At 64.6% G+C, this 13,792-nt stretch carries 15 protein-coding genes, 1 tRNA gene and 1 pseudogene; 8 read left to right on the top strand and 9 right to left on the bottom strand.

Annotation, left to right across the window (positions count from 1 at the left end; all coding sequences use genetic code 11):
* Positions 1-3 precede the first annotated feature (3 nt).
* Positions 4-77: transfer RNA gene (locus K359_RS0115890), tRNA-Gly, on the bottom strand.
* A gap of 547 nt (positions 78-624) precedes the next feature.
* Between K359_RS0115890 and K359_RS0115885 the strand changes: the two genes are divergently transcribed.
* Positions 625-1,011, top strand: coding sequence for a YciI family protein (locus tag K359_RS0115885; RefSeq protein ID WP_029080230.1), 387 nt, complete (start codon positions 625-627; stop codon positions 1,009-1,011).
* Between the two features lie 73 nt (positions 1,012-1,084).
* On the opposite strand, the gene K359_RS0115880 is transcribed toward K359_RS0115885, so the two are convergent.
* Positions 1,085-1,507, bottom strand: coding sequence for a hypothetical protein (locus K359_RS0115880; protein WP_084518404.1), 423 nt, complete (start codon positions 1,505-1,507; stop codon positions 1,085-1,087).
* Between the two features lie 87 nt (positions 1,508-1,594).
* Complete coding sequence (locus tag K359_RS0115875) at positions 1,595-2,392, bottom strand: lytic transglycosylase domain-containing protein (RefSeq protein ID WP_029080228.1); 798 nt, start codon at positions 2,390-2,392, stop codon at positions 1,595-1,597.
* A 249-nt stretch (positions 2,393-2,641) separates the two neighbouring features.
* Here K359_RS0115875 and K359_RS52100 point away from each other — a divergent pair, with 249 nt between their 5' ends.
* From K359_RS52100 to K359_RS0115860, 3 genes are all read left to right on the top strand, one after another.
* Positions 2,642-3,001, top strand: a complete 360-nt coding sequence (locus tag K359_RS52100; protein WP_035976643.1) for a MerR family transcriptional regulator — start codon at positions 2,642-2,644, stop codon at positions 2,999-3,001.
* Between the two features lie 15 nt (positions 3,002-3,016).
* A complete protein-coding gene (locus K359_RS0115865; protein WP_029080227.1) occupies positions 3,017-3,403 on the top strand; it encodes a VOC family protein in 387 nt (128 codons plus the stop codon).
* A gap of 252 nt (positions 3,404-3,655) precedes the next feature.
* Positions 3,656-3,865, top strand: a complete 210-nt coding sequence (locus K359_RS0115860; RefSeq protein ID WP_029080226.1) for a hypothetical protein — start codon at positions 3,656-3,658, stop codon at positions 3,863-3,865.
* Between the two features lie 442 nt (positions 3,866-4,307).
* Here the strand turns inward: K359_RS0115860 and K359_RS0115855 are convergent, their stop codons facing one another.
* Genes K359_RS0115855 through K359_RS0115850 form a run of 3 tightly spaced genes read right to left on the bottom strand, consistent with a single transcriptional unit; the run spans position 4,308 to position 4,987 of the window.
* Entirely contained in the window at positions 4,308-4,535 is a 228-nt protein-coding gene (locus K359_RS0115855) for a hypothetical protein (RefSeq protein WP_029080225.1), read from the bottom strand.
* The gene (locus K359_RS58855) at positions 4,498-4,677 is read right to left on the bottom strand and encodes a hypothetical protein (protein ID WP_084518414.1); all 180 of its coding nucleotides are present in this window, start codon (positions 4,675-4,677) and stop codon (positions 4,498-4,500) included. The genes K359_RS0115855 and K359_RS58855 overlap by 38 nt, the downstream gene beginning before the upstream one ends.
* Positions 4,678-4,690: 13 nt before the next feature.
* A complete protein-coding gene (locus K359_RS0115850) occupies positions 4,691-4,987 on the bottom strand; it encodes a hypothetical protein (protein WP_029080224.1) in 297 nt (98 codons plus the stop codon).
* Between the two features lie 340 nt (positions 4,988-5,327).
* Here K359_RS0115850 and K359_RS0115845 point away from each other — a divergent pair, with 340 nt between their 5' ends.
* On the top strand, positions 5,328-5,723 hold the full coding sequence (locus K359_RS0115845) for an NUDIX hydrolase (RefSeq protein ID WP_029080223.1): 396 nt from the start codon (positions 5,328-5,330) through the stop codon (positions 5,721-5,723).
* 73 nt (positions 5,724-5,796) lie between these two features.
* On the opposite strand, the gene K359_RS0115840 is transcribed toward K359_RS0115845, so the two are convergent.
* On the bottom strand, positions 5,797-6,987 hold the full coding sequence (locus K359_RS0115840) for an adenylate/guanylate cyclase domain-containing protein (RefSeq protein ID WP_029080222.1): 1,191 nt from the start codon (positions 6,985-6,987) through the stop codon (positions 5,797-5,799).
* A gap of 894 nt (positions 6,988-7,881) precedes the next feature.
* Here K359_RS0115840 and K359_RS66190 point away from each other — a divergent pair.
* From K359_RS66190 to K359_RS52090, 3 genes and pseudogenes are all read left to right on the top strand, one after another.
* Positions 7,882-7,926 (top strand): annotated as a pseudogene (locus K359_RS66190) (hypothetical protein); the annotation flags it as partial.
* 75 nt (positions 7,927-8,001) lie between these two features.
* Positions 8,002-8,892: an autotransporter-associated beta strand repeat-containing protein gene (locus tag K359_RS52095; protein WP_198031150.1), complete on the top strand. Its 891-nt coding sequence runs from the start codon at positions 8,002-8,004 to the stop codon at positions 8,890-8,892.
* Positions 8,870-10,738: an autotransporter outer membrane beta-barrel domain-containing protein gene (locus K359_RS52090; protein ID WP_371261160.1), complete on the top strand. Its 1,869-nt coding sequence runs from the start codon at positions 8,870-8,872 to the stop codon at positions 10,736-10,738. The genes K359_RS52095 and K359_RS52090 overlap by 23 nt, the downstream gene beginning before the upstream one ends.
* 342 nt (positions 10,739-11,080) lie before the next feature.
* Here K359_RS52090 and K359_RS0115830 read toward each other — a convergent pair whose 3' ends face one another.
* A complete protein-coding gene (locus K359_RS0115830; protein WP_029080221.1) occupies positions 11,081-12,325 on the bottom strand; it encodes an amidohydrolase family protein in 1,245 nt (414 codons plus the stop codon).
* 33 nt (positions 12,326-12,358) lie between these two features.
* Positions 12,359-13,714: an MFS transporter gene (locus K359_RS0115825; RefSeq protein WP_029080220.1), complete on the bottom strand. Its 1,356-nt coding sequence runs from the start codon at positions 13,712-13,714 to the stop codon at positions 12,359-12,361.
* Between the last annotated feature and the right edge of the window lie 78 nt (positions 13,715-13,792).

The raw sequence follows: 13,792 nt of genomic DNA, 5'->3' as shown, positions 1-13,792 counted from the left end.
GGCTGGAGCGGGTGAAGGGAATCGAACCCTCGTATTCAGCTTGGAAGGCTGCTGCTCTACCATTGAGCTACACCCGCGTCAGGCGATCACCTAACACGGCCGGACGGCCGCCTCAACTGGTTCGGTTCGCGTCCCAATTCCCCGGTCAACGGAGCATATTTCTATAAATCCGGTCGGTTTCTGGCGCGGATGGGCCGGACGGCGGCCTTAACAGCGGCGGATTCGCCGCCTATATTGTGAGTCCCATCAACAAAGAAAGGAGGTGATCTAGTGTCTTGTCTCAAGCGCTGTCACCTCGCTGGGATCGCCCGCTAGGCTTTGAGTAATCAGCCTGGCATCGGGGCGCTCTCAGCCCTGACCAGCGAGACAACAAAAACGGGGCGCGGCGGAAGCAATTCCGCCGCGCCTTTTTTGCGGTCCGGGCTGAGCGATTAGCGCCCCCTGCCCCAAACGCGGACATCGAATCAGAGGCCGAAAAAGCGGAGCCAGCGCGGCAGCCAGCGGCGCCTCGCGGGATACCTTGTCGCACCACAAAAACGATCCGGTCCGCTACAAGGTAAATGTCGGCGTGGGTTGCCGCGAGACGTCCTTCGGCCTGCCGCATCAGAAATGAGGAGCACATAGATGCTTTATGCCATCCTGGCCTATCACGTCGAAGCCGAGGTCAAATCGTGGACCGCCGAAGAGGACGCCGCCGTGATGACGGGCCTGCGCGAGGTCCATCAACGGCTGAAGGGCCGGCTCGGCCCGGCCGTACGGCTCGGCGATACCCGCAAGGCCAGCACGCTGCGCGGGCCGGGCCACGGCATGGTGATCGACGGCCCGTTCTCGGAGACCAAGGAACAGCTGCTCGGCTTCTATGTGATCGATTGCGCCGATGAAGCAGCGGCGATCGCAGCGGCGCGCGACCTACGCAGCGTCAACCCGTCGGCAGTCTACGAGATCCGCGCGCTCAAGGTTTACATCCCCGGCGCGCCGTTTCCGGAGACCGCAGGGCCCAGCGACGCGTAGAGGGGTGCTCGATTCTTTTTGACGCGTTTTCTTCACGCGAACCGGTAGCCACTTCGCTCGAAAACGCTTCGGCTCAGCGGCTGGAGCGTTTCGACAGCTTCGGAAGCCTGCTCGGATCGAACTTCGGCAGCGGCAGATCCGGCGGCGGCTCGGGCGTCACCTCCTGGCTCGGAATCAGCGTCACCTCGAAGGCGAGATCGGGGATGGCATCCGCCCTGCCCGTGCAGGTCGCGATCGCGCCGCTGAAGACACCCTCGAGCCGCACCACGAGATCGTCGGTGCCGAACACGGTCGCATGTCCATCGGAGTGCCGCCTTGTGGTCAGAACCGCGGAGAAGCGCTCGCCGTCGACCTCATAGGTGCCGCTGTAGAGCATGATGGCATCGCTGCCCCACAGCCGGCCATCGGCCACGTGGACGATGCCGGTGCCATCAGCAAGCGACGTTCGAAACCACGCCGCATAGGTGCCGTTCTTGAGCATGGAGCCTGTTTCCATTTGCTCCGTTTCACCGCAAACGATCTGGGCACCGTTGCGTTAACAGGGCGTGAAGGAACCTGGATGTGAAGAATTTGGGCCCTGCGCTTATTGGCCGTCGATCTGCCGCCCCATGATCGCGATCGCCTTCTGATAGACCCCTGCGGCGTTCCACGCCTCGATCGCGGCGAAGTTGGGTTCCCCCGGCTGATAGCCGGCGCCGGCGCGCCAGCCATGGGCCCGCAGGAAGTTCGCCGTCGAGTTCAGCGCGTTGGCGGCGACGTCGAGATTGCCGGTGCCATAGCCGAGAACGTTTTTCGGCATGAACTGGGTCTGGCCGATCTCACCATGCATCGAACCGCGCGTGCTTCCCGAGAGCGTGCCTCGGTCGATCAGTTTCAGCGCGGCATAGAGCTGGTCGGTGAAGAATTCCGGACGGCGGCAGTCATAGGCAAGGGTTGCGATCGACGACAGCATGTTCTGGTTGCCGCGCTGGCTGCCGAAGCCGCTTTCCATGCCCCAGATCGCAATCAGCGGTCCCGGCGGCACGCCATAGCGCTGCTGGATCGAGGCGAACAACGCCGCCTGCGATTGCTTGAGCGAACGGCCGCGCGCCACGATGGTCGCAGAGCCCCGCTTGGCCATGAACTGCTCGAGCGACAGGCCGAAGCTGCGCTGGCCGCGATCCGCGGCAATCGTCGCGCTGGCGTAATGCGACTGCATCAGCGCGTCGATCGCCGTGCCGCCGACGCCCTTGGCCCTTGCCTCGCCGGCGAATTGCTCCTTCCAGGATTCGAAGCCGCCAGGTCCGTTGCCGCACTGCGCCGCGTTCGCCTCAACGCCCAGCGTTGCAACCATCGCGACAGCAGCGAACGCCGATGCCGCAATCAGCCAGCCCCTCACCATCCGAAACCTCCTCCGCAAATGTGCCGCCGCCCTCCGGGCGCGGCGCTGACGATGGCCGGATTTATATGACCCGGCGATGAACAATCCGCCTCAGATTCGGCCGCGGATCGCCACGATATGTCGCGAGGACCGGATTGGCCATCCCGGCCGCCACCGCCAGGCCGGGACATTTGGCCCCTGCGGCCGCCACTGCGCTTGACATTGACATTAATGACAAGGTGCTAGGCCGACCCTCGACAGGAGATCGCGATGAGGATTCAGGAGGCGCCGCGCCATCTTGGCGTGAGTGCCCGGGTGCTTCGGCACTATGAGGCAGCGGGGCTGATCGTGCCGCAGCGGATTTCGAACGGCTACCGAATCTACTCCGCAGCGGAGATCGAACGGGCCGCGTGGGTGCGAGACCTGATCGCTTCGGGGTTCTCGACCCGCGAACTTCGCAATCTCTTGAGCGCGCTGGAAGGCGGCCGGCGCGGCGCTCGCGTGAACTGCTCCGCAGTGATGCAGCAGAAGCTCGACCAGATCGATCGAGCGATTGCGGTGCTGCGCCAGCGGCGGCGCGCCTTGTCGCGCCGGTTGACCGAGCCGGATCGCAGCCGCAGCAACGCATGAGATGAGGACCTGGCGATGAAGATACTCAATATCCTGGCGAGACGTTACCTGCCGCTTGACGGTCTGGATGAGGCCGTGGCCTTCCATGAAGCCCTGATCGGCCAGACGGCGCGCCTTCGTTTCGACTATCCGGAATATGATCTGAGGCTCGCGCAGGTCGCCTCGATCCTGTTCATTGCCGGGACCGAGCGGAGCCTGAAGCCGTTCACGGCCACGCACCTGACGTTTCTGGTCGATGACGTCGACGCGTTCGCCGCCCACCTCCCCCGCGTCGGCGCCACGGTGCTGGAGGCTCCCAAGCCGGTCCCGACCGGCCGCAACATGCTGGTGCTGCATCCGGACCAGACTCGCGTCGAATATGTCGAGCATCGCGACAAGCATCCGGCCGATGTGCTGCCCTGAGCATTGCCGCCACGAGATCATGACGGACGGCCGCTCGCTACTCAGAACTGTCGGTCGTGCGTGAGCGAGACGGATTGGTCGGTGGTCTGCTCGCGTCCCGTTCAGTCAGGAGGGCCCCGTATTGTCCCGGATTTCCAATTGCCGGTTTTTCCTAGCTACAACTGGCATTCACGATCAAAATGGGGTTCCTTCAATCGGGACGTCTTGGCTGATCGCGTAACATGCTTCATCGATCTTTCCGGGAATACGGGTATGCAGATCAAGCCGGCACAGTGGACCACGGAGGACGAGCACCGGCTGTTGCAGTTGCTCAGAGAGACGCTGCTGACGCAGCGGGAGATCGCCCAGGAGCTTGGACGCACGGAGGCCGCTGTGAACTGCCGGCTGTCGGTGATCCGGAAACGGCTCGCAGGCGGCAGGCCGGACGAGCCGTCTCCATCATTGATGCGTCCACACCCATAATTTAACGGTGTTTCAAGGCTGTTGGGTAATGACGTAACGTAGCCCCGTTGATCCGGTGCCTGCTTCATATTTCGAATTGATTGCACAAAGAGGGGCCGCGAAAACGCGGCCCTTTCTTCTCTCCCCTCTCGATTTTGCAACGCCGGGGTCCGTCTCCGAAACGAGAACGGCAATCGGCGAGCGAACCTGCCGAGCCCAGCGACGAACGACCGGCCCCGGCGCACAAGGCGTCGGGATTTCGTAGGCGAGCACAATCCACACCCGTAATACAGCGGGCATTCCAATTGCCATTTCTTCCCGACTATAATCCACGCTCTGGGAGAAAACACCAAGGACGGGGACGGCTCCGGCGATCACGACATCTCGCCGGGGCCGTTCAACCCTGCCCCACGCAATACTCGCAAGCAAGTCATCGGATGACATCAACTGCCTGGGCGGCGTGCTATGGCACATCGCCTCGCCTGCGCGGGCCGACGGTTTGCGGCCGGTTGAGGAAGAATTCGCGGTTGCCGAGCGCGGCCTCCGCATACTGATCGATCGCCACGATGATCGCCTGCACGTGGTGAAAGCACCAGCCTTCCCGCGTTGCCCGGTGCCGAACCTCGGCCAGCGCCTTGATCCAGGGCGCGTGATCATCGCTGTCGTGGAAATACCGAAGCGGCTCTCTCATCTTTCCTCCGGCAGATCACGTCTTCCAGCTCGGCGCGCTTGCGCGACAGCAGAAGCTGCGCCGACGCGCTGTCGCGCCCGGCCCGCCTGAGCCGGTTCACGGATGCGTCGAGCTCGCGCAACTCGGCGCGCAGCCGCAGCATCCTGAGCGCGTCATCACGCACGCGCTTCGCTGGCGACCAGCGCTGGCCTCCCCGGGCGAATGGAAACGGGTGCCGTCGTGCGGCGCCGCGGCGCCACGCTCGCATGCACGATAATCGGCTCGCGGTCGCCAAGGACGCCGCGCTCCTCGACCAGACGGCTCATGACGAGACGCATCTTCAGCAGGTCTCCGGCCACGAAGGCGCAATCCTCGTCCCGGTTGAGCTGCTCGCGCATGATGGCCTCGGCCTCCAGCATGCTGACGCGCAGCGCCCTGATCTGCCTGCGAATTTCACTGATACGGTTGTCCATGGCGGCCTCCTGTTCACGGTGGAGGCAATTAGAACAAAACAAGAACATTGAGTCAAGCGGTACACCCGCTTATCATGGGACACGGTTGCCGAACTCGATCCGGCGAGTTCCTTCTGCCGGAACCCCGAGGGTGACAGTTGTCACGACTTCAACGTGGGGCTGTTGGGGGATGAATACCCTGATCGACAGAGGACGCGCACCGTCGCAAGCTCCTCAATCGTCACGCCCGCGTCGTCGGCGAACAGCCAACAAAGGCAGTGGAACAATGCGCCATCGAACTTGTCTACTCAAATAGACAAATTAAAATGACGGCGATTCTGTTTCGATCATTGCACAGTACATGCCCAAGTCCTCCAAGCTGGTCGCCGCGAAGCGCGGCAAGGTTCTTCTGGTACGACGCCGATCCGACGGCCTGTGGATGTTCCCCGGCGGGCGGCGGCGACCGCGCGAGACCGGCAAGGATTGTCTACGGCGCGAGATCAAGGAAGAGCTGCCGAAGCTCAAGCTCGGCCGGCTCAGCCTGTGGAAGGAAGTCACGGCCAAGAACAAGCGTTCCGGCCGCCGGATGAGCGACGCGATCTTCATCGCCAAGTTTGCCAAGGGCAGGCTGGCGATCGGCGACAAGAAGGAGATCGACCGCGCCGCCTGGCAGAAGCCGCGGGGCCTCCGCCTGACGCCGACCTCGCGCTACATCCGCGATCGGCTGTTTCCCAGAAAGCAGCGGCCTCGGAGATAGGCGGCGGAAGATTCGCTGTAGCGGGAGCTGACGTCCACGCTACGGATTGGCCTCTCTCCGAACGTCCCGGCCCTCACCCTTGAAATGCAAACAGCTCGATCGGCTCGCTGAAGCCGCGCACCGCGTGTTCGCCGACGCGTTCGAGCCGGAAATCGCGTTCGACGAGGTCGGCGAACGCACGCGACAGCAGCACGTTTTTTCCCAATTGCTTGGTGAGCGCTTCGAGGCGCGACGCCATGTTCACCGCAGGTCCGATCACGGTGAAGTCGAGCCGGGTGCGCGATCCGATGTTGCCGTACATGACGTCGCCGACATGGACGCCGATGCCGTAATTCATCGGCGCCCGGCCCATCATGCTGTTCTTTTCGCTCAGCGCCGCCATCGCCAGCCGCGCCTCGGACACGGCGTGCAGCAGATTGGCGCAGGCTTTTGGGTCGCTGAGCGGGAAGATGGCGAGCAGTCCGTCGCCGATGAATTTCAGGATTTCCCCGCCATGCCGCGCAATCGGCTCCGACATCGCGTCGAAATAATCGTTCAGGAGATCGATCACGTCGTCGCGCGGCCAGCTGTCCGATATCCGGGTGAAGTCCCTGAGATCGCAGATCATGATCGCGGCGCGCACCGTCGTCCCGCTGCCCCGCCGCGTCGCACCCGCCAGGATCAGCTCGCCGGCATGCGACCCGACATAGGTCTCGAGCAGCGTCCGCGCCAGGCGGTTCTTCATCCGGATTTCGCTGACCAGCGCCAGCACCGGCAGCAGCTTCGAGAGGCTGGCGATTTGCGCATCGTCGAAACCTCCGGGCCGGTCGGTCGCAAACGTCACGACATGCCGCTTGCCAAGCGTATGAAGCAGCGGCCACGCCACATAGTCCGTCAATCCCTGCGCGCGCATCTCGTCATAGAGCGCGTGCTTGCGGCCCGGCTCGCGTTCGAGCCGTTCGCGCACTTCGGTCGCCCCTTCATGGATTTCATAGACCGGACTGCCGATATATTCCGAGCGCTCCCTGACCTCGTAGTCGACCCGCGTGATCTCGGCCTCGCGCTTGCCGTCGGCCCAGATGATCCGGGCGCCAAGCCATTGCGGATGCTGGATCAGGAGATTCATCGTCGCGCGCTTGAGGGGAATGCCCGCACGCTGCAGCCGCAGGCAGAGCTCGGCGAAGATGTTGTCGATGAAGCGCTGGTCGCGCGTCTCGTTGGTCAGCCAGCGCACAATGTCGCCGTCAGACTGCGGAGCGACGGAATCGATGTTGGGCGCGTTCATTTCTTGCTCCGGAGCGGCGAGTGGGATCAGGCAGGCGGTATGTCGTGTGTCCGCCCGGCCACGTCAACGTTGCCAGCGGTAATGTGATCGTGCGCGTCTAGCGGTCGAGGCACCGCATGCGGGCCTGCCCAAGCCCCCTCCATGCCGACGATCTGTTACCTGTCTCTCCGAACGGCGTTACCCCTGCGATTGCGACCTTGCCCGGCGGCCTCTGACATGTGCTTGCGCACGGTACCGTGCCCAACGCGACTCAACTGGTTAGCGATCGATTAATTGCAGCGCGCGGACGTTGCATCGCGAGCACACCGCGCTCCGCTTCGTTGCCCACGATACAACCTTCATTTGTCAGCTCACAGTGAGTCACATAGCGTAACACACATCCGCTGTCGGCGAATGTTTGCCGGAATGCAACCTGCCGGGCAGCGGCAAGAACAAGGGGCCAAAGCACCATGCGCGAATGCATCGGGGCTGCGACGAAACAGCGACAGACGGATGACAAGCTTCGCCTAAGTGCGCGACGAACTGCATCACCATCCCGCGGACGCGTGCATTTCCAACGCCTGCTGTTGATGAGCGCTTCGGTAGCCGCGCTCGCGGCGCTGTCGCCGCGATCCGCGGCGGCGCAGGCGTGGACTCGGCGCCACCAGCAACGACTGGACGGTCGGCTCGAACTGGAGCACGGGAACGGCCCCGGTCGCTGGCGGAGCGGTTGCCATTGGTTCGGGTGCAAACGTCGTCCTCGGCGTAGCCCCCGGGGCGACCGGCACGACAGGCAATTTCAGTGTTCGCCCCATAGCTGGAGCGACGGCCAATCTCACAATTCAAAACGGCGCGATATTGACCACCACCGGCGCCTCCCTTTCGATCGGCACTACCACTGGCACGACATCCACCGTGACCGTGACCGGAGCCGGATCGCGATGGAACATCAACGGCATACTTAATATCACCGCTGTTGGCACAAACACCCTCAACATCGAGAACGGTGCGACTGTTGTCACCGGAGGCAGGATCGTGGTCACCAGCCCTGCCGGCACCGGCTCAGGCACCCTCAACATCAGCGGCGGCACGCTGGAGACAAGCAACATCGCTATCAGCAACGCCGGGGGCCAGGTAAATTACGACAACGCCCTCGTCCGCGCCGTCGGCAACAACGCCAACTTCTTCGGCGGAACGGCCGCCCAGAACAACATCGCCGCGGGCGGGCTGACCTTCGACACCAACGGGTTCACTGTCATCGCTTCAAGCGCCGGCGGCCTTAGCGGCGTCGGCGGATTGACCAAGACCGGCGCCGGAACCTTGTTCCTCCGGGGCGGCAGCACCTACACCGGCGAGACGGTGATCCAGCAGGGCACGCTCTCGATTGGCGTCATCGCCGGCGCCAGCGATGCCCTCGCCAACTCAAGCCGGGTCGTCGCGAATGCAACCTTCGACATTTCGCGCATCGCCGATGCCGCCTCGCACATCCAGAGCCTCGCGGGCAGCAGCGCCGGCAGCGTCACGCTGGGCACCAAGGACCTGATCATCACCAATGGGCACGATACGTTTGCAGGCTCGATCAGCGGCACCGGCGGATTGCAGCTCACCGGCGGCACGCAGGCGCTGTCGAGCGTCCAGGCCTATAGCGGCGCGACCACGATCGGGGGAGGCACGCTGTCACTGACCGGCGGTGGCGATATTGCCGCCTCCAGCCAGGTGATCGCGAACGGCACGTTCAGCATCGCAGGGCTCTCCGGCGCCGGCACCAGCATCCAGCGGCTGTCGGGCACCGGCGGCGTCGATCTCGGCGCCAAGACGCTGACGCTGACGGCCGCGAACGACACGTTCGCCGGCGTGATCGGCGGCAGCGGCGGCCTGACGCTCACGCGGCGGCACCGAGACGCTGTCCGGCGTCAACGCCTATAGCGGCCTGACCACGATCTCCGGCGGCACGCTGGCGCTTGCAGGCACGGGATCGATCAGCAATTCGAGCCATGTGGTGGCGAATTCGGTCTTCGATATCTCCGGACTCACCGGCGCCGGCACCAGCATCCAGAGTCTGGCCGGCAGCGGCAATGTCGCGCTCGGCGCCAAGACGCTGACACTCACCAATGCCAGCGACACGTTTGCCGGTGCGATCAAGGGCACCGGCGGGCTTGCACTCACCGGCGGCACGCAAATCCTGTCCGGCATCAACAGCTACAGCGGTGCCACCACGGTCAGCGGCGGTACGCTGCGCGCCGGTGCGGCCGATGCCTTCAGCTCGGTATCTGCCGTCACGGCCGGCGCCGGCACCACGATCGACCTCAACGGCTTCAGCCAGGTCGTGGGCGGATTCAGCAATGCCGGCACGTTGCGGTTCGGCACGACGCCCGGGACCACGCTGACGGTCGCCGGCAATTACGCCGGCAATGGCGGAACGCTGCTGTTCAACACCGTGCTCGGCGGCGATAGCTCAGCCACCGACCGCCTCTTCGTGCTGGGAAGCACTTCGGGCACCTCGACCGTGAAGGTCACCAATTTCGGCGGCGGCGGCGTGCAGACGGTTGACGGCATCAGGCTGATCGACGTCGCCGGCGCCTCGAACGGCACCTTCGCGCTGGCCGGCGACTATGTGCTGAAGGGCGAGCAGGCGATCGTCGCCGGCGCCTATGGCTACACGCTGCAGAAGAACGGCATCTCGACGCCATCGGATGGCGACTGGTATCTGCGCTCCAGCCTCGCCAATCCCAGCGATCCGACGACACCGCCCGTGATCGCAGGTCCGCTCTATCAGCCCGGCGTGCCGCTTTACGAAAACTATGCCGGGGTGCTGCTCGGCATGAACGAACTGCCGTCGCTGCAGGAACGCGTCGGCAACCGCTATTGGGGTGGCGGCGCCGGAGAGGCGATGGCGCGGATGGGCGTCACGCCGGCGGCGCAGGCGGACAGTTCGTGGACGCAGTCGGCATTCTGGGGCCGCGTCGAGGGCGGTCAATCCAGCCTGCGGCCGTCGAACACCACGGGCTCGACCACCAACAGCGATCAGTTCAAGGCGCAGGCCGGGCTCGACGGCCTTGCGCTCGAGAACAGCTATGGGCGCCTGATCGTCGGGCTTACGCTGCAATACGGCCTGACCACGGCCTATGTGAATTCGCTGTTCGGCAACGGCCGCATCCGCGCCGAGGGCACCGGCGTCGGCGCCACCGCCACCTGGTATGGCGACAACGGCGTCTACGTCGACGGCCAGATGCAGACCATGTTCTACCGCGGCGATCTCACTTCCGATCTTGTCGGCAACATGGCTCACGGCAATGAAGGCCTCGGTTATGCCTTCAGTATCGAAGGCGGCAAGCGATTCGATGTCAGCAACGGGTTTTCGCTGACGCCGCAGGCGCAGCTCGCTTATTCGAAGGTCGACTTCGACGGCTTCACCGACCGCTTCGGCGCGCTGGTCTCGCTCACCAACGCCGACAGCCTGCTCGGCCGCGTCGGTCTTATGCTCAATCACCAGAAGAGCTGGTATGACGGGACGAGCATCGTCCGCTCGGACCTCTACGCGATCGGCAATCTGCACTACGAATTCCTCGACGGCAGCAATGTCGATGTCGCGGGCACCGGCTTTGCCAGTGCCAACGATCGCCTGTGGGGCAGCATCGGCGGCGGCGGCAGCTACAGCTGGGCCAACGGCCGCTACACTTTGTTCGGCGAAGCGACCTATCGCGCCAGCCTGCAGGATGCCGGCGACAACCACAGCTACAAGGGCACCGCCGGCTTCCGCGTGGTGTGGTGAGAACCGAAGACTAAAGCACACTGAAGTCAGACTGAACTGGCTGCACCTCTCCCGCTTGCGGGGTCGAGACGAGCGAAGCTGCACGATTTCTGTATAATCGAATAATGCCGCTGAGTTGCCCGACGAGTCAAGCTGCCGTGTCCGCCGGCAGCCGCCGGCTACTTTGCATGGGGTTGTTTTCGATATTTTGGCATTACCTCCCTGCGACGGCAGGCTATCGCATCCGGCTATCAGCCTCGTCCCATAGCCCGGCCATGACAGCGTGGACACCTCAGTTGCAGAAGCCCGCAAGCGCCATATGCGATCGCCATGCCGCACGCGGGGCGAGGTGACAAGGAGGCCCTACCCGCCCAGCCGATCGACCTCGGCCTTGCCGGCCTTCATGACAAGCGGGATGTGCTCGCCCTGGCCGAGCAGGCACGCCACGTCGCGCAGCGGATTGCCTTCCACCACCAGGAGATCGGCGAAGGCCTCCGGCACGATGCGGCCGAGCTTGCCCGCCATGCCGAGCACTTCGGCGCCGACAATTGTCGCGCTTTCGATCACCGCCTGCGCACCCAGCACCTCGGCGCGGATCCGGAACTCGTCGCTCTGCAGCCGCTGCGACGGTCCGAGCAGATCGGACCCGTATCCCATCCTGACGCCGGCCTCGCGGTAGATCGCGAGCGAGCGCAGCCCCGCATCGCGCACGTCGGCGACCTTGGCGACGCTCGCCGCCGGCAGGCCGTATTTCGCGCCCTCGGTGGCCAGCGCCTCATAGGTGACGAGCGTCGGCACCGCATAGGCGCCCTGCTCGGCCATCAGCCGCGCGGTCGGCAGATCGACCAGATTGCCGTGCTCGATGGTTCGCACGCCGCAACGCACTGCACGCTCGATCGCCTCGGCGGTGTAGGCATGGGCCAGCACATAGGTGTGACGCGCCCGCGCCTCCGCGACGATGGCGCGGATCTCGTCCTCGCAATAGCCGAAGGCACCGATCGGATCGGTCGGCGACGCGACGCCGCCGGACGCCATGATCTTGATCTGGTCGGCGCCCATCTGCAGCTCTTCGCGCACCGCCTTGCGCACGGCATCGACGCCGTCGACGACGCGTGCGATCGCGCCAACCCGCACGCAGCAGGAGCATATCGGATCGTTCAGATAGTCCGAGCGGGCGCGCCCGTCGCCATGTCCGCCGGTCTGGCTGAGCGCGCGGCCGGAGACGAACAGCCTCGGACCATCGGTCAGCCCGGTGTCGATCGCCTGCTTCAGCGCATAGCCGGCGCCACCGGCATCGCGGACGGTGGTGAAGCCGCGCTTCAGCATGCCGCGCAGCAGCATGGTCGAGCGCAGCGTCACCAGCACATTCGCCATCCGCGCCTGCTGCGACAGGTCGAGCTCGACGGCAACCGCATGCACATGCAGGTCGATCAGACCGGGCATCAGGGTCTTGCCCTTGAGGTCGATGACCCGGTCCGCGGCGGCCTCGATCGGCCGATCGGACACTTCCTTGATCAGGCGATCCTCGACCAGCACGTGATGGCCTTCGAGGAGATCTGGCCGCAGCGGATCGAGCAGCGCAGCATTCTTGAAGAGGATGGTGGACATGATGGTCTCCTTGTCAGGACGCGGCCTGCGTGATCACGCAGCTTCGGTTGCGATGTCTTCGAGCGATCGACCGCGCGTCGGCACGCCCATCAGCACGACGGTGACGGCACCGATCACCAGCACGGACGTGGTGACGCCGAACACGCCGGCAAAGCCGAAATTGGGATAGAGATAGCCGACCAGGATCGGCGCGATGATCGCACCGATGCGGCCGATCGCGGATGCGAGCCCGGCGCCCGTGGTTCGGATCGCGGTCGGAAACACCTCGGCGGTGTAGGCATAGACACCTGCATAGGTGCCGTTCATGAAGAACGACAGCACCAGGCCGGCCAGCATGATCTCGCCGTCGCTTTTTGCAAATGCGAGTCCCATCGCGCCGACGCCACCGAGCAGCATGTAGGATGCGATCGTGGCCTGCCTTCCGATCCGCTCGTTGAACCAGGCGGCGGTGAAATAGCCGGGCACCTGCGCGCAATACATCGCGAGCGAGTAGCCAAAACTCTTGGTTATGCTCATGCCGTTCTGGACCAGCAGGCCGGGAATCCAGACGAAGAACGAATAGTAGCTGAACGTGATCGACAGCCACATGATCCAGGTCATGGTGGTGATCCGCGCCTGGCGGCCGGCCAGGAGCGCCGCAAAATTGCTGAGCAGCGTCCCCGACGATGCGGCCGGCGTAGCGGGCTCCGCGACCGCAGGCGGCAGCACGCGGCCTTCACGCGCGAAGCTGGCCTCGATCTTGTCGAGCACCGCCTCAGCTTCCTGCACCCTGCCCCGGCTTTCCAGCCAGCGCGGCGATTCCGGCAGCGAGCGGCGCCACCACAGCAGCATCACGACCGGCACGGCAGTGATGACCAGTACGATGCGCCAGCCGTTCTCATAGGCGGGCACGATGAAATAGCCGAGCAAGGCGGCGGCGACGAAGCCGAAGGAGAAGAAGCCGGCGAGCGCGCCGGTGAAGCTGCCGCGGTAACGCCGCGCCACGAACTCTGCGAGGTATGGCGCGATGATCGCGCTCTCCGCGCCGGTGCCCATGCCGGCGACGACGCGTGCGGCGAAGAACGACGGCCAGCTGTCCACCGCCGCGCTCGCCAGCGAGGCCGCGCTGTAAAGCGCCAGCGCCGACATCATCACCGCGCGGCGGCCGATCAGGTCACCCAGCATCCCTGCGAACAGCGCGCCGAACAGATAGCCGACGAAGGTGCTGCTGCCGAGCACGCCGGTCTCGACATTGGTGAGCCCCCACGCGGTGCGCAGCACCGGCAGGATGAACGCCAGCACCGCGGCATCCATCGCGTCGAACAGATAGCCCAGGCCGCCCATCAGCAGCAGGTGAACATGGAAACGCGCGAACGGCAGGCGCTCGATGCGCGCCGATATCATCGACATGAAACATCCCCCTCGGCGCCCCACGGTTCGGCACGCGCCGCGGGGTCAATCGGGGAATGATAGACAAATCGACATTAT

It is taken from the genome of Bradyrhizobium sp. th-b2 (assembly GCF_000426785.1).
GTDB lineage: Bacteria > Pseudomonadota > Alphaproteobacteria > Rhizobiales > Xanthobacteraceae > Bradyrhizobium > Bradyrhizobium septentrionale.
Note: the sequence above shows the minus strand (reverse complement) of the source record. Positions and strands in the feature narration are given on the sequence as shown.

Excerpts from the sequence above, each read along its gene's own strand:
- K359_RS58855 (WP_084518414.1), bottom strand. The coding sequence starts at position 4,677 with ATGCTGCGGCTGCGCGCCGAGTTGCGCGAGCTCGACGCATCCGTGAAC.
- K359_RS0115825 (WP_029080220.1), bottom strand. The coding sequence starts at position 13,714 with ATGTCGATGATATCGGCGCGCATCGAGCGCCTGCCGTTCGCGCGTTTC.
- K359_RS0115880 (WP_084518404.1), bottom strand. The coding sequence starts at position 1,507 with ATGGAAACAGGCTCCATGCTCAAGAACGGCACCTATGCGGCGTGGTTT.
- K359_RS0115855 (WP_029080225.1), bottom strand. The coding sequence starts at position 4,535 with ATGAGAGAGCCGCTTCGGTATTTCCACGACAGCGATGATCACGCGCCC.
- K359_RS0115860 (WP_029080226.1), top strand. The coding sequence starts at position 3,656 with ATGCAGATCAAGCCGGCACAGTGGACCACGGAGGACGAGCACCGGCTG.
- K359_RS0115845 (WP_029080223.1), top strand. The coding sequence starts at position 5,328 with ATGCCCAAGTCCTCCAAGCTGGTCGCCGCGAAGCGCGGCAAGGTTCTT.
- K359_RS0115885 (WP_029080230.1), top strand. The coding sequence starts at position 625 with ATGCTTTATGCCATCCTGGCCTATCACGTCGAAGCCGAGGTCAAATCG.
- K359_RS52100 (WP_035976643.1), top strand. The coding sequence starts at position 2,642 with ATGAGGATTCAGGAGGCGCCGCGCCATCTTGGCGTGAGTGCCCGGGTG.
- K359_RS0115875 (WP_029080228.1), bottom strand. The coding sequence starts at position 2,392 with ATGGTGAGGGGCTGGCTGATTGCGGCATCGGCGTTCGCTGCTGTCGCG.
- K359_RS0115850 (WP_029080224.1), bottom strand. The coding sequence starts at position 4,987 with ATGGACAACCGTATCAGTGAAATTCGCAGGCAGATCAGGGCGCTGCGC.
- K359_RS0115865 (WP_029080227.1), top strand. The coding sequence starts at position 3,017 with ATGAAGATACTCAATATCCTGGCGAGACGTTACCTGCCGCTTGACGGT.
- K359_RS0115840 (WP_029080222.1), bottom strand. The coding sequence starts at position 6,987 with ATGAACGCGCCCAACATCGATTCCGTCGCTCCGCAGTCTGACGGCGAC.
- K359_RS0115830 (WP_029080221.1), bottom strand. The coding sequence starts at position 12,325 with ATGTCCACCATCCTCTTCAAGAATGCTGCGCTGCTCGATCCGCTGCGG.